Origin of the sequence: Streptosporangium sp. NPDC048047, assembly GCF_040653115.1 — a bacterium.
Classification (GTDB): domain Bacteria; phylum Actinomycetota; class Actinomycetes; order Streptosporangiales; family Streptosporangiaceae; genus Streptosporangium.
The window spans coordinates 1-24,212 of the sequence record NZ_JBEZNH010000028.1 but is presented as its reverse complement, the minus strand read 5'-3'; the positions used below and the strand labels follow the sequence as shown (position 1 = coordinate 24,212).

Annotated in this window: 26 protein-coding genes; 11 read left to right on the top strand and 15 right to left on the bottom strand. The window is 73.6% G+C overall.

What is annotated here, in order from left to right; translation table 11 throughout:
- The first annotated feature begins 104 nt into the window (after positions 1-104).
- On the top strand, positions 105-470 hold the full coding sequence (locus AB0D67_RS23080) for a hypothetical protein (RefSeq protein ID WP_362939227.1): 366 nt from the start codon (positions 105-107) through the stop codon (positions 468-470).
- Positions 471-630: 160 nt separating this feature from the next.
- On the opposite strand, the gene AB0D67_RS23075 is transcribed toward AB0D67_RS23080, so the two are convergent.
- Positions 631-1,575 (bottom strand): EamA family transporter, encoded by a 945-nt coding sequence (locus AB0D67_RS23075; protein WP_362939224.1) that lies wholly within the window; start codon positions 1,573-1,575, stop codon positions 631-633.
- Between the two features lie 131 nt (positions 1,576-1,706).
- Here AB0D67_RS23075 and AB0D67_RS23070 point away from each other — a divergent pair, with 131 nt between their 5' ends.
- Positions 1,707-2,951 (top strand): CBS domain-containing protein, encoded by a 1,245-nt coding sequence (locus tag AB0D67_RS23070; protein WP_362939219.1) that lies wholly within the window; start codon positions 1,707-1,709, stop codon positions 2,949-2,951.
- Positions 2,944-3,405: a DUF1003 domain-containing protein gene (locus AB0D67_RS23065; RefSeq protein ID WP_362939216.1), complete on the top strand. Its 462-nt coding sequence runs from the start codon at positions 2,944-2,946 to the stop codon at positions 3,403-3,405. The genes AB0D67_RS23070 and AB0D67_RS23065 overlap by 8 nt, the downstream gene beginning before the upstream one ends.
- A 129-nt stretch (positions 3,406-3,534) precedes the next feature.
- Here AB0D67_RS23065 and AB0D67_RS23060 read toward each other — a convergent pair whose 3' ends face one another.
- Positions 3,535-3,948, bottom strand: coding sequence for a MarR family transcriptional regulator (locus AB0D67_RS23060; protein WP_362939213.1), 414 nt, complete (start codon positions 3,946-3,948; stop codon positions 3,535-3,537).
- A gap of 403 nt (positions 3,949-4,351) precedes the next feature.
- Here AB0D67_RS23060 and AB0D67_RS23055 point away from each other — a divergent pair, with 403 nt between their 5' ends.
- Positions 4,352-5,494 (top strand): P-loop NTPase, encoded by a 1,143-nt coding sequence (locus AB0D67_RS23055; RefSeq protein ID WP_362939210.1) that lies wholly within the window; start codon positions 4,352-4,354, stop codon positions 5,492-5,494.
- A 210-nt stretch (positions 5,495-5,704) separates the two neighbouring features.
- Here AB0D67_RS23055 and AB0D67_RS23050 read toward each other — a convergent pair whose 3' ends face one another.
- The 4 genes from AB0D67_RS23050 to sigE all read right to left on the bottom strand — a co-directional run bounded on the left by AB0D67_RS23050 (position 5,705) and on the right by sigE (position 9,703).
- Positions 5,705-6,079 carry a sec-independent translocase gene (locus AB0D67_RS23050; RefSeq protein ID WP_362939208.1) on the bottom strand — a complete coding sequence of 125 codons (375 nt, stop codon included), beginning with the start codon at positions 6,077-6,079 and terminating at the stop codon, positions 5,705-5,707.
- A gap of 106 nt (positions 6,080-6,185) precedes the next feature.
- Positions 6,186-7,934, bottom strand: a complete 1,749-nt coding sequence (locus AB0D67_RS23045) for a trypsin-like peptidase domain-containing protein (RefSeq protein WP_362939205.1) — start codon at positions 7,932-7,934, stop codon at positions 6,186-6,188.
- A gap of 559 nt (positions 7,935-8,493) precedes the next feature.
- On the bottom strand, positions 8,494-9,018 hold the full coding sequence (locus AB0D67_RS23040) for an anti-sigma factor (RefSeq protein WP_362939200.1): 525 nt from the start codon (positions 9,016-9,018) through the stop codon (positions 8,494-8,496).
- A 52-nt stretch (positions 9,019-9,070) separates the two neighbouring features.
- Complete coding sequence (gene sigE / locus AB0D67_RS23035) at positions 9,071-9,703, bottom strand: RNA polymerase sigma factor SigE (RefSeq protein ID WP_362939197.1); 633 nt, start codon at positions 9,701-9,703, stop codon at positions 9,071-9,073.
- Positions 9,704-9,895: 192 nt separating this feature from the next.
- On the opposite strand from sigE, the gene AB0D67_RS23030 reads away from it, so the two are divergent.
- A complete protein-coding gene (locus AB0D67_RS23030) occupies positions 9,896-10,546 on the top strand; it encodes an O-methyltransferase (RefSeq protein WP_362939194.1) in 651 nt (216 codons plus the stop codon).
- Between the two features lie 54 nt (positions 10,547-10,600).
- On the opposite strand, the gene AB0D67_RS23025 is transcribed toward AB0D67_RS23030, so the two are convergent.
- Positions 10,601-12,085, bottom strand: coding sequence for a leucyl aminopeptidase (locus tag AB0D67_RS23025; RefSeq protein ID WP_362939191.1), 1,485 nt, complete (start codon positions 12,083-12,085; stop codon positions 10,601-10,603).
- 189 nt (positions 12,086-12,274) lie between these two features.
- The gene (locus AB0D67_RS23020; protein ID WP_362939188.1) at positions 12,275-12,442 is read right to left on the bottom strand and encodes a DUF3117 domain-containing protein; all 168 of its coding nucleotides are present in this window, start codon (positions 12,440-12,442) and stop codon (positions 12,275-12,277) included.
- A 191-nt stretch (positions 12,443-12,633) separates the two neighbouring features.
- Here AB0D67_RS23020 and AB0D67_RS23015 point away from each other — a divergent pair, with 191 nt between their 5' ends.
- From AB0D67_RS23015 to AB0D67_RS23000, 4 genes are all read left to right on the top strand, one after another.
- A complete protein-coding gene (locus tag AB0D67_RS23015) occupies positions 12,634-13,479 on the top strand; it encodes a PaaX family transcriptional regulator C-terminal domain-containing protein (protein WP_362939185.1) in 846 nt (281 codons plus the stop codon).
- Positions 13,476-14,267, top strand: coding sequence for an enoyl-CoA hydratase-related protein (locus AB0D67_RS23010; RefSeq protein ID WP_362939182.1), 792 nt, complete (start codon positions 13,476-13,478; stop codon positions 14,265-14,267). Before AB0D67_RS23015 ends, AB0D67_RS23010 begins: the two co-directional genes overlap by 4 nt.
- A gap of 89 nt (positions 14,268-14,356) precedes the next feature.
- A complete protein-coding gene (locus AB0D67_RS23005) occupies positions 14,357-15,805 on the top strand; it encodes an MFS transporter (RefSeq protein WP_362939179.1) in 1,449 nt (482 codons plus the stop codon).
- Between the two features lie 59 nt (positions 15,806-15,864).
- On the top strand, positions 15,865-16,350 hold the full coding sequence (locus AB0D67_RS23000; RefSeq protein WP_362939176.1) for a PPOX class F420-dependent oxidoreductase: 486 nt from the start codon (positions 15,865-15,867) through the stop codon (positions 16,348-16,350).
- Positions 16,351-16,420: 70 nt separating this feature from the next.
- Here AB0D67_RS23000 and AB0D67_RS22995 read toward each other — a convergent pair whose 3' ends face one another.
- On the bottom strand, positions 16,421-16,969 hold the full coding sequence (locus AB0D67_RS22995; protein ID WP_362939173.1) for a DNA-3-methyladenine glycosylase I: 549 nt from the start codon (positions 16,967-16,969) through the stop codon (positions 16,421-16,423).
- On the bottom strand, positions 16,966-17,748 hold the full coding sequence (locus AB0D67_RS22990) for a hypothetical protein (RefSeq protein WP_362939170.1): 783 nt from the start codon (positions 17,746-17,748) through the stop codon (positions 16,966-16,968). Before AB0D67_RS22990 ends, AB0D67_RS22995 begins: the two co-directional genes overlap by 4 nt.
- Before the next feature lie 42 nt (positions 17,749-17,790).
- On the opposite strand from AB0D67_RS22990, the gene AB0D67_RS22985 reads away from it, so the two are divergent.
- A complete protein-coding gene (locus tag AB0D67_RS22985; protein WP_362939167.1) occupies positions 17,791-18,204 on the top strand; it encodes a hypothetical protein in 414 nt (137 codons plus the stop codon).
- A 122-nt stretch (positions 18,205-18,326) separates the two neighbouring features.
- On the opposite strand, the gene AB0D67_RS22980 is transcribed toward AB0D67_RS22985, so the two are convergent.
- The 3 genes from AB0D67_RS22980 to dapE all read right to left on the bottom strand — a co-directional run bounded on the left by AB0D67_RS22980 (position 18,327) and on the right by dapE (position 21,169).
- Entirely contained in the window at positions 18,327-18,911 is a 585-nt protein-coding gene (locus AB0D67_RS22980; protein WP_362939164.1) for a TIGR00730 family Rossman fold protein, read from the bottom strand.
- Between the two features lie 164 nt (positions 18,912-19,075).
- On the bottom strand, positions 19,076-19,828 hold the full coding sequence (locus tag AB0D67_RS22975; protein ID WP_362939379.1) for a TIGR00730 family Rossman fold protein: 753 nt from the start codon (positions 19,826-19,828) through the stop codon (positions 19,076-19,078).
- A gap of 279 nt (positions 19,829-20,107) precedes the next feature.
- Positions 20,108-21,169, bottom strand: coding sequence for a succinyl-diaminopimelate desuccinylase (gene dapE / locus AB0D67_RS22970; protein WP_362939161.1), 1,062 nt, complete (start codon positions 21,167-21,169; stop codon positions 20,108-20,110).
- 228 nt (positions 21,170-21,397) lie between these two features.
- Between dapE and AB0D67_RS22965 the strand changes: the two genes are divergently transcribed.
- Positions 21,398-22,264 carry a hypothetical protein gene (locus AB0D67_RS22965; protein ID WP_362939158.1) on the top strand — a complete coding sequence of 289 codons (867 nt, stop codon included), beginning with the start codon at positions 21,398-21,400 and terminating at the stop codon, positions 22,262-22,264.
- 13 nt (positions 22,265-22,277) lie between these two features.
- Here the strand turns inward: AB0D67_RS22965 and AB0D67_RS22960 are convergent, their stop codons facing one another.
- A complete protein-coding gene (locus AB0D67_RS22960) occupies positions 22,278-23,012 on the bottom strand; it encodes a DUF4178 domain-containing protein (protein WP_362939155.1) in 735 nt (244 codons plus the stop codon).
- An 11-nt stretch (positions 23,013-23,023) separates the two neighbouring features.
- On the bottom strand, positions 23,024-24,103 hold the full coding sequence (gene dapC / locus AB0D67_RS22955; RefSeq protein ID WP_362939152.1) for a succinyldiaminopimelate transaminase: 1,080 nt from the start codon (positions 24,101-24,103) through the stop codon (positions 23,024-23,026).
- Positions 24,104-24,212 lie beyond the last annotated feature (109 nt).

Here is a 24,212-nt window from a genome sequence, read left to right as displayed (position 1 = left end):
GCCCGGACGCGAGGACACGCGGGGCCCGGACGCGAGGACACGCGGGGCCCGGACGCTCTCCCGCCACCGGGGGACACCGGGCCCGCAGGCCGTACATTCGCCGCATGGGTGTTATCGAAGAGGGTGCCAAGAAGTCGGGGATCCTGTGGCTCTCGCTGGACCGGCCCCGGCTCGCCTGGCACGTCTGGCACGACGGCGCGATCTACGTGGTGACCGGCGGCGGTGAGCAGGACCTTCCCGGCCTGGCCGAGGCCGGGCTGGTCCGGGTGACCCTGCGCAGCAAGGACAACGGGGCCAGGCTGGTCTCCTTCGACGCGGCGGTCGAGGTGGTGGACCAGGGGCGCGCCCCGGAGGCGGTGGCCGCGCTGGCCAAGGAGCGGCTCAACGCCGCCGACGGGGCGGGGCTGACGGCCCGCTGGGCCGAGGGTTCCCGGGTGGTACGGCTGACGCCCCGCGAACCGGCCCCCTGACCCGGGACCGGCACGGCGCCGGTCCGGCGGTACGGCCGGCGCCCCGATCCGGGATCGGCACCGCGCCGGCCCCGCGGTACGGCCGGCGTCCGTGAGCCCGCTCCCCGGCCCGCCGCGGCTTCCGCCGGGCCGGTCGGGGTCGCTCCCGGGCTCCGCGCGGTCACCCCGCGCGGGCCGGCTCCGGGAGCTCCACCGCCGCCTGGGGCAGCTCCCCGGTGACCCGCTGGGCCAGGTAGGCGCCGGCCAGGACGACGACGCCGCCGGCGATCTGGAAGAACCCGAGCGCCTCACCCGCCAGCAGCCAGGCGACCACCGCGCCGATGATGACCTCCAGCGTGCCGACCGTGGAGCCGACCGCGGCCGACAGCCGCCGGATCGCGATGACGCCCAGGATGTAGGCGGCGACCGTGGCGACCGCGATCAGCCAGAGCGCCGCGGCCCACACCGGCAGCGCGAAGCCGCCGCCGGCGTCGGTGGTCAGGGTGAACGCCCGCCACGGGATGTCCCACGGCCGGGAGATCGGGACGAGCACCACGGCCGCGCCGAGCAACCCCCAGGCGATCAGGCCGAGGGGGTCGATGTCGTCGCCGAAGCCGTCGCTGAGCAGGAAGTATCCTGCGCCGCAGGCCGCCGCCCCGAAGGCGAACACCAGGCCCAGCGGGTCGAGGGACAGGCCCGTCCACACCTCGACCACGACGGCCAGCCCGGTGACCGCCACCACCGCGCCCAGGTAGGCGGCGCGCGGCAGCCGTACCCGCCGGACGAACCGCACCCAGAGCACGACCAGCACCGGCGAGGTGTACTCGATCAGCAGGGCGATGCCCACCGGCAGCCGGGCGACGGCCGCGAAGTACAGCGACTGCACCCCCGCCACCGCGACCACCGAGTACGTCAGGACGAACGGCAGCCGCGGGCGCGGGACGCGCAGCGCCCCCGGCCTGAACAGGGCGAGAACGCCGACGAGCAGCAGGGCGGACCCCGCCATCCGCACCCAGACCGACTCCATCGGCGACAGGCCGCCGCCCGCGAGATACTTGGCCATCGTGCCGGAGAAGGCGAAGGAGCAGGCCGACGCGACCGCGATCGCCAGGGCCGCACGTCTCATGATCAGCCTCCGCGTAATTACCGTTCTAAGCTTTTGATGCTGTCATGACATTCCGGGCCACGGCAAGGGGCCGTCCGAAATGTGAGCGTCGTTTGAACCGGCCCATCCGAAGCGCGACCTACGCTTCAAATGTGAAGATCTTCATCGCGCGCCTGTCCGGGGTCGCGGTCTTCGACCCGGCCGGGGACCGCGTCGGGAGGGTGCGGGACGTGGTCGTGTCCATCTCCGGCGCGGTCCCGCCGCGCGTGCACGGGCTGGTGGTCGAGGTCCAGGCGCACAGGAGGGTCTTCCTGCCCATCACCAGGGTGCGGGGGTTCGAGGCCGGGGCGGTCGTCTTCGGCGGCCAGATCAACGTGCGGCGGTTCGAACAGCGGGCCTCGGAGTCCCTGGCCATCGGCGAGATGCTCGACCTGGAGGTGGAGGTCGGCGGGGAGCGGATGACGGTGCTGGACCTCGCCATGGAGGAGACCGGCCGCGGCGAATGGTCGATCACGAAGGTGGCGGTGGTCCGCGGCGGCCCGCCCCGGGGACTGCGACGGCGGCGCGGCCCGACCAGGATCGTGGACTGGTCCGAGGTCAAGGGGCTCGGCGCGGTGCAGCGCGACCAGGGCGCGGCCAACCTGCTGGTCGCCTTCGAGACGATGCGCGCCGCCGACCTGGCCGGCGCCCTGCACGACCTCCCCGACAAGCGCCGGATCGAGGTGGCCGCGGCCCTCGACGACGTACGGCTCGCCGACGTCCTGGAGGAGATGCCGGAACGCGACCGGATCGGCATCATGAGCCGGCTCAAGCCCGCCCGGGCCGCCGACGTCCTGGAGGAGATGGACCCCGACGACGCCGCCGACCTGCTGCAGGAGCTGCCGCCCGAGGACGCCGAGGCGCTCATGGCGCTCATGGAGCCGGACGAGGCGGCCCCCGTACGGCGGCTGCTGGTCTATCCCGAGGACACCGCGGGCGGCATGATGACGAGCGAGCCGGTCGTGCTCCCGCCGACCGCGACGGTCGCCGAGGCCCTGGCCCACATCCGGCAGCGGGAGATCACCCCGACGGTGGCCGCGCAGGTGTACGTCGCCCGGCCGCCCATCGAGACGCCCACCGGGCGCTACCTCGGCCTGGCCCACTTCCAGCGGCTGCTGCGCGAGCCCCCGTCGGCCCTGCTCGGCGCGGTCATGGACACCTCCATCGACCCGATCAAGCCCGGCTACACGCTGCGCCAGGTGACCTGCTACCTCGCCACCTACAACCTGATGGCGGTGCCGGTGGTGGACGAGGCGGTCCGCCTCGTCGGCGCCGTCACCGTCGACGACGTCCTGGACCACATGCTCCCCGACGACTGGCGGGAGCGGTACCGAGGCCCCGGCGGCGAGCATGACTGACCGGCTCGACATACCCAGGGAGACGGGGCCGCGGCTGCGCCCGCAGTACGACCCGGAGACGTTCGGGCGGATGGCCGAGCGGTTCGCCCGGTTCCTCGGCACCGCACGGTTCCTCGTGTACATGACCGTCTTCGTGGCGGTGTGGCTCGCGTGGAACGTCCTCGGGCCGCACGGCTGGCGTTTCGACCCCTACCCGTTCATCTTCCTGACCCTGATGCTGTCGCTCCAGGCCTCCTACGCCGCGCCGCTGATCCTGCTCGCGCAGAACCGGCAGGACGACCGGGACCGCATCCAGAACGAGCTGGACCGGGCCGCCGCCGAGCGCAACCAGGCGGAGGTGGAGTATCTCACCCGGGAGATCGCCGGCCTGCGCCTGGCGCTGGGCGAGGTGGCCACCCGCGACTACATCCGCTCGGAGTTCCAGCGGCTCCAGGACGAGCTGCAGGAGTCCTGACGCGGTGCGTCCGGCACGGACCGGCGTGGACGCCCCGCCCGGCCGGGCCGTCCCTCACCGGCCGCCTCAGCCCTCGCCCGGCCACGTCGTCCTCCCGGCCGCCTCGCCCGGACGCCTCGCCCGGCCGCGTCACCCCTCGCCGGGCGGCGGTCCGGCGAGCTTGGCGAGCGCGGCCGCGCACCGGCGCAGCTCGCCGTCGTCGAGCGCGTCCAGCAGGTGGGTGCGGACCGCGCGCAGGTAGGTGGGGGTGGCCTCGGCCAGCCGTACGGCGCCGCCGTCGGTGAGGACCGCGAACAGGCCCCGGGCGTCGTCGGGGCACGCCTCCCGCTCGACCAGGCCGTCGCGCTGGAGGCGGTCGACGAGCCGGGTCAGGCCGCTGCGCGACAGCAGCACCCGATCGGCCAGGTCGTTCATCCGCAGCCGCCGGTCCGGCGACTCCGCCAGCCTGGTCAGCACGTCGTAGGAGGCCAGGGCCAGGTCGTGACCCAGCAGCAGCTCGGCCTCCAGCGCCCGGGTGATGCGCGCCTGCGCCCTCTGGAGCATGCGCCAGAGGGCGGCTCCCCCGGGCCCCACGGGCCCCTCGGTCCCCACGGACCCCTCAGTCCCCACGGCCTCTTCGGAGCCGCCGGACCCCCCGGAGCCGGTGGCCTCTCTCGGCTCGCCCGCCGTCACGGTCACGGGGTAACCTTAGAACGTTGCACATGCATCTACATAGGGGAATCCCCCGAATTCGGCGCCCGCCGCCGGATCCCGGAATTCCCCGTGGCGACCCCGGGTTCATACCATGGGCCGTGACTTCTCTCCGCTCCCTCCGGGGGGCGGCTCCTCGCCCAGCCGCTGGGTGTCGCGACGCACGGGCACCCGCCCGCACGACCCGCCCGGACGATCATAGACAAGGAGGGACGGCACCCCGTCGCCCCGCGCGACGGCCGCTGCCGACACTTCGATGGCACCTACCCCGGAACTGGTGACGGCCGCCCTCGCGACCGTCAACGATCCCGAGATCCGTCGGCCGATCACCGAACTCGACATGGTCAAAAGCGTCGACATCTCCCCCGACGGGGTGGTGCGTGTCGGGATCTTCCTCACGGTGTCGGGCTGTCCCATGAAGGACACCATCACCCGCGACGTCACCGCCGCGGTCTCCCGGATCGACGGCGTGACCGGCGTCCAGGTGGAGATGGACGTCATGAGCCCCGAGCAGCGCAAGACCCTGCAGACCAAGCTGCGCGGCGCCAAGGGCCCCGAGAAGGAGATCCCCTTCGCCCAGCCCGGCTCGCTGACCCGCGTGTTCGCGGTCGCCTCGGGCAAGGGCGGCGTCGGCAAGTCCTCCGTCACCGTCAACCTCGCCGCCGCCATGGCCGCGAGCGGCCTCAAGGTGGGCGTCGTGGACGCCGACATCTACGGCCACAGCGTGCCGCGCATGCTCGGCGTCTCCGAGCGGCCCACCAAGGTCGAAGACATGATCATGCCGCCGGTGGCGCACGACATGAAGGTCATCTCGGTCGGCATGTTCAAGCCCGAGGGCAACACCCCGGTCGTGTGGCGCGGCCCGATGCTCGACCGGGCGCTGCACCAGTTCCTGGCCGACGTCTACTGGGGCGACCTCGACGTGCTGCTGATGGACCTTCCCCCGGGCACCGGTGACATCGCCATCTCCGTGGCGCAGCGGATGCCGTCGGCGGAGATCCTCGTGGTCACCACCCCGCAGCAGGCCGCCGCCGAGGTCGCCGAGCGCGCCGGGTCCATCGCCGTGCAGACGCACCAGCAGATCGCCGGCGTCATCGAGAACATGTCGTGGCTGCCCTGCCCGCACTGCGACGAGCGGATCGCGGTGTTCGGCGAGGGCGGCGGCCAGACCGTCGCCGACGCGCTCACCCGCACCCTCGGCGCGCGCGTGCCGCTGCTCGGCCAGGTGCCGATCGACATGCGGCTTCGTGAGGGCGGCGACGAGGGCAAACCGCTGGTGCTCAGCGACCCCGACGCCCCGGCCGCCGCCGAGCTGATCCGCATCGCGAACGGCCTGGGCAAGCGGGCCGGCAGCCTGCGGGGCATGCAGCTCGGCATCTCCCCGACCCGGGGCCGCTGACCTGGCGGCCGTGACCGGGTCCCGGGACGGCGCGAGGCCCCGGCCGGTGAGACGGGCCGGGACGGCGCGAGGCCCGAACGGCGACGGCGGAGAAGCCCGGACGACGGAAAAGAGGAGGCGCCCCTTCGGCGGGGGCCCTCCTCTTTCTCTCACATCCACCCTTGCCCGGGCTGCCGGGTAAAGGTGTCCTCCCTCGCCCGGCCTCCCGGGTCAGGTCGCCTCGGAGTCGTACGGCGGGACCTCGCCGTAGCCCAGCTCGCCGTCCGCCGGCGCGTCGTAGGAGCCGGCGGTGACCGGCGTGGCCGTGGCGGTGGCCGCCGCGGCCGCGCCGTTCCAGTCGTCCTCCAGCTCGCCGGTGAGGTGCTTGCGGACGAAGTTCTTCGGGTTCAGGTCGGCCGGGTCGAAGTCGGCGAACTCCGGGCCCAGCCCCGTCCGGAGGTCCTGCTTGGCGGTGTTGGCCATCTGCCGCAGGTTGCGCAGCGTGCGGCCGGCCTGGGCGGCGGCCTGCGGAAGCTTCTCCGGGCCGAAGACGAGCAGGCCGATGACCACGAGCGCCAAGATCTCAGGCCAGCCGAGTCCGAACACTGTGATCTCCTAACGGGCAACGCCGGGCGGCTCCCGGGGCACACACACCCCGGGAGCTTCCAGACTAATGTCCCCGCGCCTGCGCCCGCACCCGCCGGTGCCCCCTTCAGGAGGGGGTGGGCGAGGGCTGGGCGGTCGCGGCGCCGATGGTCACGACGGCCGTCTTCTCCTGGCCTCCGCGCTGATACTTGACCGTCACCTTCTCGCCGGGCGCCTTGTTGCGGATCACCGCGATCAGCTCGCTGCCGTCCTGGAGCACCGTGCCGTCGACCTCCAGGATGACGTCGCCGGGCTTGAGGCCCGCCTTGTCGGCGGGGCCGTTCGGCTCGACCGGCTGGGCGCCGCGCTCGGCCTCGCTCGCGATGCGGACCCCCGCGCCCTGGTAGGTCTGGTCGATGGTGACGCCGATCCGGGACTTCTTGGCGACGCCGGTGCTGATCAGTTCCTCGGCGACCCGGCGCGCGTGGTTCACCGGGATGGCGAAGCCGAGGCCGATGCTGCCGCTCTGGCCGCCGAGCGACCTGCCGAGCGTGGCGATCGCCGAGTTGACCCCGATGACCTCGCCGTTGCCGTTGACCAGCGGGCCGCCGGAGTTGCCGGGGTTGATCGCGGCGTCGGTCTGGATCGCGCTGAACCAGGTGGTGTCGGAGCTGTTCTCCTCGCCCGCCTGCACCGTGCGGTTGAGCGAGCTGACGATGCCGGAGGTGACGGTGCCGGTCAGGCCGAGCGGGGAGCCGATGGCCACGACCGGGTCTCCGACGACCACGTTGTCGGAGTTGCCGAGCGTGGCCTGGGGGGCGCCGAAGGTGTCGTCGGGCTTGACCACGGCGAGGTCGGACTCGGGGTCGCGGCCGACGATCCGGGCCGGGGTGGACTTGCGGTTGCTGAACTGGATCTGGATCTCACCGCCGTTCGCGGCCCCGGCGACCACGTGGTTGTTGGTCACCACGTAGCCCCCCTTGATCAGGAAGCCCGAGCCGGTGTTCGCGCCTGAGCCGCCGCTGACCGCCAGCGAGACCACGCTGGGCAGGACCCGGGAGGCCACGCCCGCGATCGAGTCCGGCGGCCGGGCCGCGGAGCCGTTCGGAGGCTTGCCCAGGCTGAAGGACGGGTCGGTGCCGGAGGCCGAGGACCGGGTGAGGAGGTAGGTGCCGAGGCTGCCCAGCGTCGAGGCGAGCAGCGCGATCACCACGGCCAGGACGACGAGGGTGCCGGTGCGCGGCCCACGCCTGCCGCCGGGGGCCGCGCCGCCCACCGGGGGACCGGGGGGCGGGGCCCAGCCGGGACCCATGCCGAACGCGTGCTCCGGCGGGGGAGGCGGGCCCACCGGGGTGGTGAAGATCGCCGTGTCGTGGTGGACCCTGCCCGACGGGTCACCCCAGCCGCCGCCGGGGCCCTGTCCCGGGTTCCGTGCCGGATCCTGGGCGGGGTTCCAGGCCGGATCCCGGCCGGAGTCACGGCCCGGATCCTGAGCGGGGTTCCAGGCCGGATCCTGGCCGGGGCCGCGGCCCGGATCCTGGCCCGGGTGCCGGGCCGGTTCCTGACCGCCCTCCCCGGGCCGGGCCGCCCACTCACCGGTCTCCGGCCACCCGGGCCCCTCGGCCCCCTCGGCGGGGTCCCGCTGCCCGTGCGGGTCCTGCGGGCCGTACCGGCCCGGCTGACCGGGCTGACCGGGATCTCCCAGCCGGTTCCAGCCGTCACCGCGTGGCGGCTCGCCGCCGGGCGGCGGCGCCTCTCCGGCGGGCAGGAAGTCCGGACGAGAGGGTTCGGGGGCGGCCCCCCTGTCGTCGGCGAAGCCCGACGGCGTGCGCCCCTCGGCGTCGTTCGCCTCGTGGGGGCGGGTCTCGTCGGTCATCGAATATTCACCACTCCTTGCCTCGCACGAGGCCGCTCACCGGAACGATCCGGCAATCCTCCCCTGAGCGGCATACGAGAGATGTAAAACGTGCCTTCCCGAAGGGATCGGAGCAGAACGGCGGACGGCTCGCGTCCCCCGGGTGGTGCGGCGCCCCGGTCCGGGCCCGTACGGCGCCACCGCTGCGATGTCGGCCATGCCGGCCGGAACGCCCGCGCGGACGGTGTAGACATGACCTCCACTCGCCCAGATCGTCTCCTGCTCGACTGAGTCCCGGATCCAGATCGTATGCCCGTTGCGTCGCCCTACATGCCAGCCATGGAGCTTTTCCCATCAAATCCGGCAAAGGGGATGGAATTCGACGCGCCTCCGTGAGACGCGGTCCCTGACGCGGCGACGCGCCCTCGAACCCGGTGACGCGCCCCGGGACACCGCGGCGCGGGGGACATCACGGGGCGGTCCGGACAGGGAAGACGCACCCCGGAACGCGGCGACGCGCCGCCGGGCGGCCCGGGCGGCGCGTCGTCACGGGGCGCGGACGGATCCGGCCCGTGGGAGGTCAGGGGATGGGCGACGGGGTCGGCGTCGCCGTACCCGAGGGCGTGGCCTGCCGGTGGTGGTTGGCGAACATGTCTGCCGGCGGCGCGTGCGTGGCCGGGGCGGAGCCGTTCACGGCGAACATCGTGCCGATCGCCACCGCGGCGGAGGCGACGCCCACCGCGACGTAGCCGAACCTCCTGGATCGGCGGACTCCCGGACCGCGGCCGCGCGGCCGGTTGTCCGGCGGAGCCACGCTGTGCATGCTCGGGATCGGCGCGCCGCCGAAGGTCCGCCCGGAGGGAAAGGGCCGCTCGCGCGGCGGCAGCGGGCCGCCGGGCTCGGCCATCCTCAGCAGCGACACGGACAGGTCGGCGGGCACGGCGGGACCGTCCAGGGACCGCAACCGGGTCTTGATCGCCCGCACGGCGTCGACCTCGGCCCGGCAGGCGGCGCAGAAGGCGAGGTGCGACAGGGCGCGGTCGCGCTCGTGGTGGTTCAGCTCACCGTCGACCAGCGCCGAAACGCGTTCTCCAAGATGACTCATGCGCACTCCTTGCCAAGCGGCCAGAGGTGATGCCCGTCACGACTGGGACCGGTCATGCGAACTCCTCCCCGCGGGTGATGGTCGGGGGGAGCTGGTCACCCCTGGGCGCGCGGTGTTCCAGCGCGTCACGCAGCTGTGACCGGCCGCGGTGGATGCGGCTGCGGACGGTGCCGAGCTTCACCCCCAGCGTCGCGGCGATCTCCTCGTAGGAGAGCCCCTCGATGTCACAGAGGACGACGGCCGCGCGGAACTCCGGCGCGAGCGCGTCGAGCGCCGCCTGGATGTCGGGCTCCAGGTGGGTGTCGTCGTACGCCTGCGCCGGCGACGGCTCACGCCCGCGCAACCGCTCGGCGGCGTCGTCGGCGAGACCCTCGAACCTGATGCGCTGCCTGCGGCGCGCCATGTCGAGGAACAGGTTGGTGGTGATGCGGTGCAGCCAGCCCTCGAAGGTGCCGGGCGTGTAGTTCGACAGGGACCGGAAGACCCGGACGAAGACCTCCTGGGTCAGGTCCTCCGCGTCGTGGATGTTCCCGGTCAGCCGGTACGCCAGCCGGTAGACGCGGGCGGAGTGATTGCGGACCACCTCCTCCCACGTGGGAGGTGTCCATTCGGACACGGGAGCTTCTGCCTGGTGGTTGGGATCCTCCACCGGCACTCCTCTCTCCGGGACCACCGCTATCGCCATAGTGCCTGGTTTCGCCCCTTCATGTGCACTGCCTGTCCTGAGGACCGGCAAAGGCCGCTTAAACCGTGCAACGCACCGGGGGCGACATGAGTTCCCGATCCGGCCCGGCTCCCTTAGGCTGCGACCCAGTGCCTATATGGACTATGGGCCCCACTGCCTGACTGTGTACGGAGAAAGCGGGAGGAGAGGCCGATGGCAGAGTCGCCGACAAGTCCGTTGGAGGCCACTCTGGCCTATGCCGACGGGTTCCACACGGAGGACGAGATTCTGCGCACCGCGCGGCAGCGCGGCGCGGAGGTGGGAGCGCCTGCCGTCCCGCCCGGCGGCGGCGCCGCCCTCTGCTTCCTGGCCACGGCCATCAACGCCCGCGCCGTCGTGGAGATCGGCACCGGCTGCGGGGCGTCCGGCCTGTGGTTGCTGCGCGGCATGCGCCAGGACGGCACGCTGACCAGCGTGGACGTGGAGCCGGAGCACCAGCGGCTGGCACGGGAGGTCTTCGCCCAGGCGGGCTTCTCCGGGGGCCGGGTCCGGCTGATCACCGGCCGGGCGCTGGACGTGCTGCCCCGCCTGTCGGACGGCGGCTACGACCTGGTCTTCTGCGACGGCTCCCGGCAGGAGTACGCCGACTACCTGGCCGAGGCGCTGCGCCTGCTGCGCCGCGGCGGCATCGTGGTGTTCGGCGACGCCCTCCTGGGCCACCGGGTCGCCGACCGGGCGCAGCGCGACCCGGACACCGTCGCCATGCGGGAGCTGGGCAAGCTCGTGCAGTCCGACGAACGGCTGCGCCCGCTGATGATCCCCCTCGGCGACGGCGTCCTGGCCGCCGTCAAGCTCGACGACTAGGCGCCGCCCCGCGGGGTCCCCGCCATGGCGGGGACCCCGGAAGCGGGCCCCGGCTCACCGGCCGGTGAGCCACTCCAGGAGCAGGCGCACGCCGTACCCGGTGGCGCCCTTGGCGAAGAGGCCCTCGTCGGCGGTGCTGCGCCCGACGCCGGCGATGTCCAGGTGCGCCCAGGGGCGCTTGCCGGTGAACTCGCGCAGGAACAGCGCCGCGGTGATGGAGCCCGCGCCGTAGGTGGATCCGGCCTCGACGTTGGTCAGGTCGGCCACGGACGACTCCAGGGCCGGCGCGTAGTCGTCGATCAGCGGCATCCGCCACAGCCGCTCGCCGGAGGTCTCGCCCGCCGCGGTCAGGCCGGCGGCCAGGGCGTCGTCGGAGGCGAAGACGGCCCCCAGCCCCTTGCCGAGGGCGATGCCGATGGCCCCGGTCAGCGTGGCGATGTCCACCATGACGTCGGGGTCGAGCTCGGCGTCGGCGTAGGCCAGCGCGTCGGCCATCACCAGGCGCCCCTCGGCGTCGGTGTTGAGCACCTCGACGGTCCGCCCGCCGTACTGGGTGATCACGTCGGAGGGGCGCTGGGCCGAGCCGGAGAAGGAGTTCTCGGCCGCGGCGATCAGCCCGGTGACGCGGACCCGCGAGCCGAGGGCGGCCAGCGCGCCCAGCACCGCGATGACGACGGCGCCGCCCGCCATGTCGGTCTTCATGAACTTCATGCCCTCGGTGGGCTTGAGCGACAGGCCGCCGCTGTCGTAGGTGATGCCCTTGCCGACCAGCACCACGTGCTCGGTGGCGCCCTCCGGCTCGTACGACAGCTGAATGAGGCGCGGCGGGTTGGGCGAGCCCTGGCCGACCGCGAGGATGCCGCCGAAGCCCTCGGCGCGCAACGCCCCGGCGTCCCACACCTTCGCGGTGACCCCCTGCTCCAGGGCGCGCTCGGCGAGCCAGGCGGGGGACTTCACCGACGACGGGGTGTTGGCGAGGTCCCTGGCGAGCGCGACCGCACGGGCGACCGTCTCGCCCCGTTCCACGGCGGTCTCGGCCCCCTCGCCGACGAACTCGATCCGCCCCACCGGGCCGGGCTTCTGCGGCTCGCCCATGCGGAAGGTGTAGGTCGCCAGCAGCGCGCCCTCCACGAACGCCGCGACCGGCCCCTCGGGCAGTACGGCCCGCAGCCCGTCGCGTCCCCTGCCGCGCCGGGCCACGGCGGCGCCCGCCTTGCGCAGCGCGTCGGCCGAGCCGTCGCCGACGCCGTACAGCAGCACCCGGCCGACGGAGTCGCCGTCGGCGACGGGCACCTCGACGATCTCCCCGGCGTCGCCCTTGGCCCGGTGGTGGGCCAGCAGCGCGGCCACGGGCACCGGCAGCGCGACCCCGGCGGCGGCCTCCTGGAGGGCGAGGTCCGGGCCGAACGGCACGGCCAGCAGCCCGGCGTCCCCGGCGGCCCGCTCACCCCCGTCGGCGGGCGCGCCGGCCGGTCCGGCGGCGGGCAGGCCGAGGCCCTCCGCGGGCCGGGAGACGAGTGAGCACGGGGAGATGGGCATGAGAACACTCCAGTCGGATCAGCCGGGGACAACACCGCGGCCCCGGCGCGAGCCGCCTCTTCGGGCGGCCCGGCGGCCAGGGCCGTGGTCATGTATTCATCGGTCGCGGTCACGCGGGTCGTGGCGGGTGTCATGCTCCGCGGGGGAGCGTTCAGGAAGACCCGGCGGCGCCGCCGTATCGGATCGGGATCAGCCGACGATCTTCTTCAGTTCCTCGCCGAGGGAGACAGCCTCGTCCGCCGAGAGCTCGACGACGAGCCGGCCGCCGCCTTCGAGGGGAACACGCATGACGATCCCCCTGCCTTCCTTGACGACCTCCAGCGGACCATCGCCGGTCCTCGGCTTCATAGCCGCCATGCGTGTATCCCTTCCTGCTTCGGGCTCCGGATCTTCCGTCAGACCCGAGGGTGGCCGACGCATTCACGTCTTCTGTGATGTCCTATTATCCCGCCTCCGCGCTCGGAATGGTAACGATCAGCCTCCGCTTCGGCTCATCCGGCAATGGGCACCGTTGTCCGTGACCCCGTCCGGCGACCAGACTTGTCCCCGTGAACGCCCGCGCCGCACTGTTCGATCTGTACGGGGACCACCTGCGGTCCCGGGGCGGCCGCGCGTCCGTGGCGGCCCTCGTCCGGCTGCTCGCACCCTTGGACATCGCCGGTCCCGCCGTCCGCACGGCCGTCTCCCGGATGGTCCGGCAGGGCTGGCTCGCCCCGGCCAGACTGCCCCAGGGACCCGGCTACGAGGCCACCGGCAAGTGCGTGCGCCGCCTCGACGAGACGGCCGCGAGAATTTACCGAGTTGAGACGATCACCTGGAACGGCCGGTGGCACATCCTCGTGGTGGAACCGGTGCGCGAGCGGCCCCGGCGGGAGCGGCTCCGGGCCGACCTCTCCTTCATCGGGTACGCCCCCCTGACGGAGAGCACCTGGATCGGGCCCCGCCCCTCCCCCGAACTGGGCGGGGTCCTCGCCGCCGAGGGCGCGCGGGCCGACCGGTTCGAGGCCGTGCTGGACGGCGACCCCGCGGCGCTGGCCGCCCGCGCCTGGGACCTGGACGGCGTCGGGGCGGCCTACGAGGAGTGGCTGTCCCGGGCGGTCGACCTCGTCGGCGGACTGCCCGCGGACGCCTCCGACGACCGGGTGTTCGCCACCCGCAGCAGGCTCGTGCACGGCTGGCGCAACTTCCTGTTCCGCGACCCCGGGCTGCCCGCCGGCCTGCTGCCGTCCGGCTGGCCCGGGGAGAAGGCGCGGGCCTACTTCGAGCGGGAGGCCGCCCGGCTCCTGCCCGCCGCCGCCGCGTTCGTCGACCGCCACCTCATCCTCGCCGAGCAACCGCAGGCCGCCGGTCGTCCTCCGGCCGAACCTCAGGAAGCCAAGGAGCCAGCTTCATGAACGACGTGAACGACGTCCTCTACTCCGTCGGCGACGGCGTCGCCGCCATCACCCTCAACCGGCCGGAGGCGATGAACTCGCTGACCCTGCGGGCCAAGGCCGCCCTGCTGGACGCGCTGACCCGGGCCGCGGAGGACCCCGCCGTGCGGGCGGTGCTGCTGACGGGCGCGGGCCGGGCGTTCTGCGCGGGCCAGGACCTCGCCGAGCACGCCGCCTCCCTGGACGCGGGGCAGGGGCTGAACGACACCGTGCGCTCCCACTACAACCCGATCGTCCGGACGATCACCGAGATGAACAAGCCGGTCGTCGCCGCGGTGAACGGCGTCGCCGCCGGGGCGGGCGCCTCCCTGGCCTTCGCCTGCGACCTGCGGATCGCCTCCGAGAAGGCGAAGTTCGCCATGGCCTTCACCGGCATCGGCCTGGCTCCCGACTCCGGGGCCTCGTGGACCCTGCAACGCCTGGTCGGCCCGGCCCGCGCGGCCGAGCTCCTGCTGCTGGGCGAGCCGCTCGACGCGGCCCGCGCGCTGGAGCTGGGGGTCGTCTCCAGGGTCGTCCCGGCCGAGGGGCTGGACGCCGCCGCCCGGGAGCTGGCCGTACGGCTGGCACAGGGCCCGACGAGCGCGTACGGGGCCACGAAGCGGGCCCTGGTGTTCGCGGCGGGCGCCTCCCTGCCGGACGCCCTGGACCAGGAGGCCCTCCTCCAGGACGAGTGCGCGAGGACCGACGACCACGTCAACGCCACCCGCGCCTTCCTCAGGAAGGAGCGGCCCGTCTTCGAGGGCCACTAGTCGAGGACAAAACCAATCCGATAAGGATGGTCCACAACAAAACTATCTGTTAGCGTCTCTCCTGTTGCCCTACGGAACAGGAGACGACCGTGTCGTTCGCATCCCCTCCCAAATCCCTGGCCCTCGGCGTGCTGTCCGCCGCGGGACTGATGACGATCCTGGACGGCAGCATCGTCACCGTGGCGATGCCGGCCATCCAGAAGGACCTGGGCTTCTCGCCCGCCGGCCTCAGCTGGATCGTCAACGCCTACCTCGTCGCGTTCGGCGGGCTGCTCCTGCTGGCCGGGCGGCTGGGCGACCTGATCGGCCGCAGGACGATGTTCCTGGCCGGGAACGCGGTGTTCACCGCGGCCTCCGTGCTGGCGGGGACCGCGGACGGCCAGGGCATGCTGATCGCGGCGCGGTTCGGCCAGGGCGTCGGCAGCGCGATGGCCTCGTCCGTCGTGCTCGGCATCCTGGTGACGCTGTTCACCGGGGAACGGGAGCGCGGGAGGGCGATCGCGGTCTTCGCCTTCACCGGCGCGGCGGGCGCCTCGCTCGGGCAGGTGCTGGGCGGGGTGCTCACCGACCTGCTCGACTGGCACTGGATCTTCCTGATCAACCTGCCGATCGGGCTGCTCACCATCGCGCTGGCGATCCCGGCGCTGCCGCGCGACCGCGGGCTCGGGCTCGCCGCCGGGGCGGACGTCGCGGGCGCCGTGCTGGTCACCTCCGGCCTGATGCTCGGGATCTACACGGTGGTCGGGATCGAGGAGCACGGCTGGCTCTCGGCCCGCACGCTCGGCCTCGGCGCCGTCTCGCTCGCCCTGCTCGCCGGGTTCGTCATCCGCCAGGCCACCGCGCGGACCCCGCTCATGCCGCTGCGCGTCCTGCGCTCGCGCAACGTCGCGGGAGGCAACCTCGTTCAGATGCTCACGCTGTCGGCGATGTTCGCCTTCCAGATCATCGTCGCCCTCTACATGCAGAAGGTCCTCGGGTACGGCGCCCTCGAAACCGGCCTGGCGATGCTCCCGGCCGCGGTGTCCATCGGCGCCGTCTCGCTCTTCGTCTCCGCGCGGCTCAGCGCCCGGTTCGGCGCGCGCTCCGTCCTGCTGGGCGGCCTGCTCCTGCTGCTGGCCGCCATGCTGTGGCTGACCCGCGTCCCGGTGGACGCGCGCTACACGATCGACCTGCTGCCGGTGATGGTGCTGATCGCGGGCGGCGGCCTGGTCCTCCCGGCGCTGACCACGCTCGGCATGTCCGGCGCGAGCGAGGACGACGCGGGCCTGGCCTCCGGCCTCTTCAACACCACCCAGCAGATCGGCATGGCCCTCGGCGTCGCGGTCCTGTCCACGCTGGCCGCGTCCCGCACCGAGGAACTGCTCGGGAACGGCGAGAGCCGGGCCGCCGCGCTCACCGGCGGTTACCACCTGGCCTTCGCCACCTCCGCCGGCCTGCTCGTGGCGGCCGTCCTGGTGGCGCTGACCGTGCTGCACCGCCCCGGGGGCACGCGGGCCGAGGCGACCGAGCACGACGGCGAGGTCTCCCTCACCGTCTGACCTCCGCGCCCGGCGGACCGGCTCCTGGAACCACCCGATCACGGAAAGGACGGATCTCGATGAGCGAGAACGAGTACGGCCCCGGCCAGGGCCCCGGCGCCCGCCCCCTCACCGAGGAGGAGGTGACCCGGATCCTCGGCGGACAGCGGTTCGGCGTGCTGGCGACCGTCAAACGCGACGGCCGCCCGCACCTGGCATCGATGGTCTTCGGCTGGGACGCCGAGGAGCGGGTCATCCGCTTCTCCTCGGCCGAGGGACGCATCAAGGTGACGCACCTGCGACGTGATCCGCGCGCGACCCTGCACGCCCAGGGTGAGAACGTCTTGTCCTACGCCGTCGCGGAGGGTGAGGCGGAGGTGTCGGAGGCGAGCACGGAGCCCGGTGACGCGACCGGGCGGGAACTGCTGGCGATGGCCGGCGGCTTCGGCGATCCGGCGGACGAGACCGCGTTCCTCGAACAGATGGTGAAGGACCGGCGCGTGGTGATCAGGCTCCGGGTGTCCCGCCTGTACGGAACGGCCCTGGACGCGCCCGTGCGGAGCTGACCCCCGCGGGATCCGGTCCGGGAAGGCTCTCCGGGGCGGCGCCCGGCGACGTGACCGTGCGGACCGACGATCAGCGGCAGGCGTCGCGGACCCAGCAGTCGGCCAGGTGGTCGTTGACCAGGCCGATGGCCTGCATGAGGGCGTAAGCGGTGGTGGGGCCGACGAAGCGGAACCCGCGCGCCCGGAGCTCCTTGGCGAGCGCCTTGGAACCGGGCGTCTGGGCGGGCACGTCGGCCAGGGTCTTCGGGACCGGGGAGCCGGGGTCGGCGTACCTCCAGATCAGCTCGGACAGGCCCACGTCGAGCGCGACCCGCGCGTTGGCGACCGCGGCCTCGATCTTGGCCCGGTTGCGGACGATGCCCGCGTCGCCCATCAGGCGCTCCATGTCGGCCGGGCCGAACCCCGCCACGGCGGGGATGGAGAACCCGGCGAAGGCGGCCCGGAAGTTCTCCCGCTTGCGCAGGATCGTGATCCACGACAGCCCGGACTGGAACGCCTCCAGGGTCAGCCGCTCGAACACCCGGTCGTCGCCCTCGACCCTGCGGCCCCACTCGTCGTCGTGGTAGGCGATGTACTCGGGGGCCGAACCGGCCCAGCCGCAGCGCACCGGCTCGGTCATCGTGCCTCTCGCATCTTCCGGTCGCCCGCTTCCCGGTCGCCCGTCTCCCGGTCGCCCGCTTCCCTGCCGTCCGTCTCCTGGCCGCCGCGGGCGGGGCCGTCGCCGGGCTCCGGGGCCGCGCCGTCGTCGCCGTCCTCACTGCCGTCGCCGTCGTCGCCCCCGCCGTCCTCTCCGGCCGCGGCGGCCTCCTCCGGGCCACCCCGAGCCGGAAGGCCGGACTCATCCCGATCCGGGAAGGTGGACCCGTCCTGGGGCGGGAGATCGGACTCGTCCTGATCCGAGAGGACGGGCCCGGCGCCGCTCGCGGCAATCCGGTCGCCGTACGGCACGGCGGAGGCGTCCGGGGAGCCGTTGGAGGCCGCGAGCGTCTCCGGACCGGCCTCCAGCAGCTCCGTGGCGCCCCACGGCGCCTCGGGCTCGTGCTCGGTGCGCGGGCCGCCCAGCGGCCTGGCGTAGGCCTCCTGGCGGGCCTTGAGCCGACCGGCCAGCAGCTCCGACACCCGCTGCTCCAGCACCGCGATCCGGGTGTCGCGCTCGCTCAGCGCGGCGGCGACCCGGTTCAGCGTCTCGTCCACACTCTCGGTGTGGTAGCCGACGAGGCTCACCGGCAGGTGCAGCGCCATGAGATCCACCGCACCGAGCTGCCCGGCTTCGGGCAGGCCGAGCGGCGGGATGTCCGGGATGAATTCCCCCAGCTCATCACCCCGTCCCGTGGCGATCGCCCAGACACCGGCGAGTATGGCGATGGCGGCGAGCGCGAGCGCGAGTACGACCAGCACATACGAATCGTGCCACAACTCCCCTGATCTAAGGTTGGGGTCATGGCAGCTCTTGTTGTGATCGGTCCCGGAGACCCGGGCGATCCCGGCTGGGTCGAGGCCCGCTCCGTCGCCGAGATCGCCGAGCTGACCCGTGCTGGGCACACCGTGTCCGTGACCCCCGCGGCCCTGGCCGGGACCACCGGAGCGACCGGGATGGCCGGGACCGGACAGGCCGCCGGGGCCGAGGAGGCCACCGCCGGGACGTCCGGGAGTGGAGACGCCGGGGAGCCCGGGGCCGGGGACGCCGGGAGCGCCGGGGAGGCCGCGGAGCTGGCCGTGACCGCGGTCTGCGTCTGGGCCGGGGCGCGGGTCCTGCGCACGACCCGCCCAGGCCCGGTACGGCAGGCCGCCGAGATGGCCGACGCCCTCGCCGGGCGGCGCCCGCCCGCGCTGACCCGCCGCGGCCTGGCCTGAGGCCCGCCACGACCTGCCACGACCCGCAACGGCCCGTCCTCCGGGCCCGGCCGCCCTGCCGCCGTGCCGTACGGCGGGGTGCCCGCCTCGCCGGCGCCGGCGGGTCCCCGACCGCGGGGCGGCTACGGCGTGGACTCGCCGATCTCCTCGGGGCTCGGCACCAGGTGCCGCGTCCGCCTCTCCAGATGCTGGAACGCCTCCTCGACCGTGGTGGTCCAGGAGATCGCGTCGAAGACGTTCGGCCGGGTGAAGCCCGCCTCGTGCAGGTCGTCCATGAGCTGCCGCAGCGGCGCGTAGATCCCCCAGGGGTCGAGGACCACGAGCTGCTTGTCGTGCAGGCCGAGCGTGCGGGCCGTCCAGATCTCGAACAGCTCCTCCAGCGTCCCGATGCCGCCGGGCAGCACCAGGAACGCGTCGGACCGGGCGTCCATGACGCCCTTGCGCTCCCGCATGTCGGTGGTGACGATCATCTCGTCGGAGTCCTCGTCGGCGACCTCGATGTCGGCCAGGGCCTGGGGGATGACCCCGATGGTGCGGCCGCCGCCCGCGCGGGTGGCGCGGGCCACCGCGCCCATGCAGGAGACCCTGCCGCCGCCGCTGACGAGCGTGTGACCCCGCCGGGCGATCTCGGCCCCCACCTCCTCCGCCAGCGTCAGGTACTTAGGGTCGATCTTCTGGCTCGACGCCAGGAACACGCATACGAACACGATGAGACCCTATGGCGCGCCTTCCACCGGCTTCCACCGGATTCCGGGCTCCGCCCGACGACGGCCCCCACCGGATTCCGGCTCCGCCGCGCGACGGCCCCCACCATACGAGGCCCCCACCAAGCGAGGCCCCCACCGCGCGAGGGCTCCGTCGGGCGACGGCTTCACTGCGCGTCGCCGACCATCTCCGCGGCCGCCCGCTCCTCCTCCTGAAGCCGCCGCGACCGGTTCCGGTCGGCGTCGGTGATGATCCGTACGGCCTCGTCCACGTCGTCAATGACGTGGATCAGGTCGACGTCGGCCGGGGAGATCTTGCCGGAGCCCACCAGGGTGGTCCTCATCCAGTCGAGCAGACCGCCCCAGTACTCGGTGCCCAGGAGCACCACGGGGAAGGAGGTGACCTTGCGGGTCTGCACCAGGGTCAGCGCCTCGAACAGCTCGTCCAGCGTGCCGAAGCCGCCGGGGAGCGTCACGAACCCGCACGCGTACTTCACGAACATGGTCTTGCGGACGAAGAAGTAGCGGAACTCGATGCCGAGGTCGACGTACTCGTTCATCTGCTGTTCGAAGGGGAGCTCGATGCCCAGGCCCACGGAGACGCCGCCCGCCTCCCTGGCGCCCCGGTTGGCCGCCTCCATGCAGCCGGGCCCGCCCCCGGTGATCACGGCGTAGCCGGCCTCGGAGAGCTTGCGGCCGAGCTCGATGCCCATCTCGTACTCGGGCGTGCCCTCCTTGGTCCGCGCGGACCCGAAGACGGTGACCGCCTGGGGCAGCTCGGCGAGCTGGCCGAAGCCCTCCACGAACTCCGCCTGGATGCGCATCACCCGCCAGGGGTCCATGTGCAGCCAGTCCGCCGGCCCCCTGCGGTCGAGGAGCCTCTGGTCATGGGTGGAGTCGGAAACGAGGGCGCCGCGCATCAGGGAGGGACCCTGCCGGCGTTCCGGGCGTGTCTTCTTCATGCCGAACACGCTAGCCCGTTCAACAAAAATCTTGAAAAATCTCCTGGCGAACACGGAACCGGATTTCGCCGAACGCGCGTCTAACCGCCGAGGGTGCTGCTCGGGACTGAAAGTGGCTTTCCCCGTCAAATGGCCGACGGGGAAAGCCACTTTCATTTGGGCCCCGGCCCGTCCGGCTCGCCGGGCGGGCCGTCGGCCTGGACGACCGGGCACGCGGACCGCCGGGCGCGCCGGGCGTCAGCCCAGCCAGTCGAGCATTCTGCGCTCGCACTCGACGATCTTCTCCAGCGTGACGTACTCCCCCCGCTGGTGCGCGAGATTGGGATCTCCGGGCCCGTAGTTCACCGCCGGGACACCGAGACCGGAGAAGAGCGAGACGTCGGTCCAGCCGAGTTTGGCCCGCGGCTCGCCACCGACGGCCGACAGGAAGGCCGCGGCCACCGGATGGGACAGGCCGGGCCGCGCGCCGGGCGCCCCGTCAGTGAAACGGACCTCGAACCCGTCGAACACCTCGAGCACGTGGTCCCGGGCCGCCTCCAGCGACAGGTCCGGGGCGAAGCGGTAGTTGACGGTCACCACGCACTCGTCGGGGATCACGTTGCCGGCGACGCCGCCGTTGATCGCGACCGCGTTCAGGCCCTCGTGGTACTCCAGCCCGTCCACGACGGGCCGCCTGGCGCGGTAGCCGTCGAGGATCGCCAGGACCGGCCCGGCCGCGTGGACGGCGTTGACCCCGAACCAGGACCGGGCGCTGTGCGCGCGCTTGCCGCGGGTGACGACCTGCGCCCGCAGCGTGCCCTGGCAGCCGCCCTCGACCACGCCGTCGGTGGGCTCCATGAGCACCGCGAAGTCCCCGGCGAGCCAGTCGGGAAACCGGCGGCTGAGCCGGAGCAGGCCGTTGCGCTCGACCTCGATCTCCTCGCAGTCGTAGAAGACGTACGTGACGTCCCGGCTCGGCTCCGGCAGCGCGGCGGCCAGCCGCAGCGCGACCGCCACACCGGACTTCATGTCGGAGGTGCCGCAGCCGTACAGCAGGCCGTCCTCGACCCGGCTAGGCAGGTTGCCGGCGACCGGCACGGTGTCGATGTGCCCGGCGATCACCACCCGCTCGCCGCGGCCCAGTCCGGTGCGGGCGACGACCGCGTCGCCGTCGCGGTGCACGGTCAGGTGCGGCAGCGCCCGCAGCGCCTCCTCAACCGCGTCGGCCAGCGCCTTCTCGTGGCCGCTGACCGACTCGACGTCCACGATCCGCGCGGTGAGCGCGCCGACGTCCTGTGTGAGATCCAGACGCGTACTCATGCCCGCGACCCTACCGGCCCGGCCACGGCCCTCCCGAGGGCACGTGACCGTACGGCGGGCCGCCACGGCCGGTTCCGTGGGGAGGGCACGTACGACGGACTCCGGCGCGGCGGGCTCCGCGCGGCGGGCTCCGCGCGGACGCCCGGCCGGTCGGCGGGCCCGCCGCGACCGGGTGGACCGGCCCGGGAACGGATCTCCGCACCTCGCCGGACCGGTAGGTTCTTCAGGGTGCGACGGCGCTTCTCCAAAGGGGTCATCGCGATCATCGTGATCGTGGTCGTGCTCGCGGTGGCCATCACCGTGGGCGTCTTCAAGCTGCTCCACCGGGTCCCCACCCTCGCCGGGCCCGGCGAGGGCTGCCGGGTCAAGACCCCGCAGGGCACCCGCGACCTGGACATCGAGCAGGCCCAGGTCGCCGCGGTCATCGCGGCGGTGGCGGCCCGCAGGAAGCTGCCCGAGAGGGCCGTGGTCATCGCCTACGCCACCGGCATCCAGGAGTCCAAGCTCTACAACCTCGCCTACGGCGACCGCGACTCGGTGGGGGTGTTCCAGCAGCGGCCCTCCCAGGGCTGGGGCAAGCCCGAGCAGCTCGTGGACCCCGTCTACGCCACGGGGAAGTTCTTCTCGGCGCTGGTGAAGGTCAAGAACTACCGCAGGCTGCCGCTCCACGAGGCGGCCCAGCGGGTGCAGCGTTCGGCCGACGGGTCGGCCTACGCCCAGCACGAGGACGACGGGAAGATCCTGGCCGCGGCGTTCACCGGACGGGTGCCGGGGGCCGTGCACTGCTGGTTCCCCCCGAAGCCGAGCAAGAGCCCCACGGCCGCGCGCGCCACGGCGGCGGCGGCGAGCGCGACACCGCTGCCCGCGGACGAGCGGGCCAGGCGGCGGCTGGCCCGCGCCCTGGGGCCGGGCGCCACGCTCGACACCGACTCGCGCAGGCGCGGCTGGCTGGTGGCCTCCTGGTCGGTGGCGCACGCCCAGGAGTTCGGGCTGCGCCGGATCCGCTACGACGGCCGGGCCTGGACGTCGGCGAAGGGCGAGGACGGCTGGCGCCCGGACGCCGCGGCGTCGGCGGGGCGGGTAGAGATCTCCTGACGGGCCCGGCCCGTCAGGTGAGGTCGGCGCGCCGGTGGAAGGTGATCGACCCGGGCGGCAGCGGCTGGGCGTGGAAGGACCTCCAGCGGTGGCCCTGGAGCCGTTCGAAGCTGAGCACGCGGCCGTCGGCGGCTCGGTAGTCGGCGAAGTCGAGCAGCCCCCGCTCGGGCATGCTGACGCCCTCCCCGCGGAAGGCCGCCGTGCCGCGCTCCACCGGGAAGAACTCGACCCCTTCGACGGTCAGCGTGGTCTTCGCGGGGATCATGCCCTGGGTGGGCACCCGCGTCCACAGCAGCACCTCCAGGTGGAGCGCGCCGTCGGAGCCGGGACGCGTCTCGATCGACAGCCACCGGTCGCGGCGGGAGCCGTCATCGAGGAGGTACTCGACCCACTGGTTGCCCTGCCACGACAGGTACAGGGCGCCCATGACGCGGCTCCGCGCGCCCTGACACTCGATGGTGTCGCCCACCTTGATGGCGCGGGGGTCCGGGTAGTCGACGCCGGCGTGGCCCGCCTCCGGCCCGGACGGCGACGCCGGCGACGGCGTGAACGGCGGCGCGGCCCCGGGGGACGGCGGCACGGCCCCGGCCCCGGTCTCGGCCCCGGGGGGCACGGCTCGCGCGGGAGGTCCGGGGGAACGGCGCGCGGAGCGCCGCCCGCCCCGCCGGGCGGCCACCAGGAGCACACCGGCCAGCAGGATGAGGGCGACCACGCCCAGTTCGACTGCCACGGCGGCCCCAGAGGTCATGCCGCCGGATCCTACTGGAGGCGTCGCACCGCCGCACTTATCCGCTCATCCGTCGCGGTCACCGCGATCCGGATATGCGACGCGCCGGCCGGGCCGTAGAAGTCGCCGGGGGCCACCAGGACGCCCTTCTCCGCCAGCTCCCGGACCTGCGACCAGCAGTCGGCGCCGTTGGACGCCCAGAGGTACAGCCCGGCGGCGGAGTGGTCGATCTTCCAGCCGGCCGCCTCCAGGGCGGGACGCAGCGCCGCACGCCGGGCGGCGTAACGGGCGCGCTGCTCCTCGGCGTGCCCGTCGTCGTCCAGGGCGGCGGCGGCCGCCGCCTGCACCGGCCCCGGCACGATCATGCCGGCGTGCTTGCGGACCTCCAGCAGCCGCCGGACCAGCGCGGGGTCGCCCGTGACGAACCCGGCGCGGTATCCCGCCAGGTTGGAACGCTTGGACAGCGAGTGCACCGCGAGCAGGCCCTCGTGCGAGCCGCCGCACACGTCCGGGTGCAGGATCGAGATCGGCTGTTCCTCCCAGCCCAGCTCGATGTAGCACTCATCGGAGGCGATGACGGCCCCGCGCTCGCGCGCCCAGGCGACGACCTTCCGCAGGTGCTCGGCCGGCAGGACCCTGCCGGTCGGGTTGGACGGGGAGTTGACCCAGACCAGCGGCACCCGCTCCGGGCCGAGCGAGAGCAGCCCGTCGGTGGCGTACGGCTCGGCGCCCGCGAGGCGGGCCCCGACGTCGTAGGTCGGGTAGGCCAGCTCGGGGAGGACGACCCGCTGCCCGGGTCCGACGCCGAGCAGCGTGGGCAGCCAGGCCACCAGCTCCTTGGAGCCGATCAGCGGAAGCACGTCCGCCTGGTCGACGGTCACCCCGTGCCTGCGCCGCAGCCAGCCGGCCGCGGCGGCGCGGAGCCGCTCGGTGCCGTGGGTGAGCGGGTAGCCGGGGCTGTCGGAGGCGTCCGACAGGGCCTGCCGTACCAGGGCGGGGACCGGATCGACGGGGGTGCCCACCGACAGGTCGACGATCCCCTCGGGATGCGACCCCGCGAGCTTCTTCAGCGGCGTGAGCCGGTCCCATGGGAAGTCAGGCAGATCGATCACGGCTCTCCCCCGCTGGAGGTCTCCCCCGCCGGCGCGGGAGACGGCTTGTCATCGGCGCGCGGGGGACGACCGCCTGTGGCACCTCCCGTAGCCGGATAGGCTTGGGGCA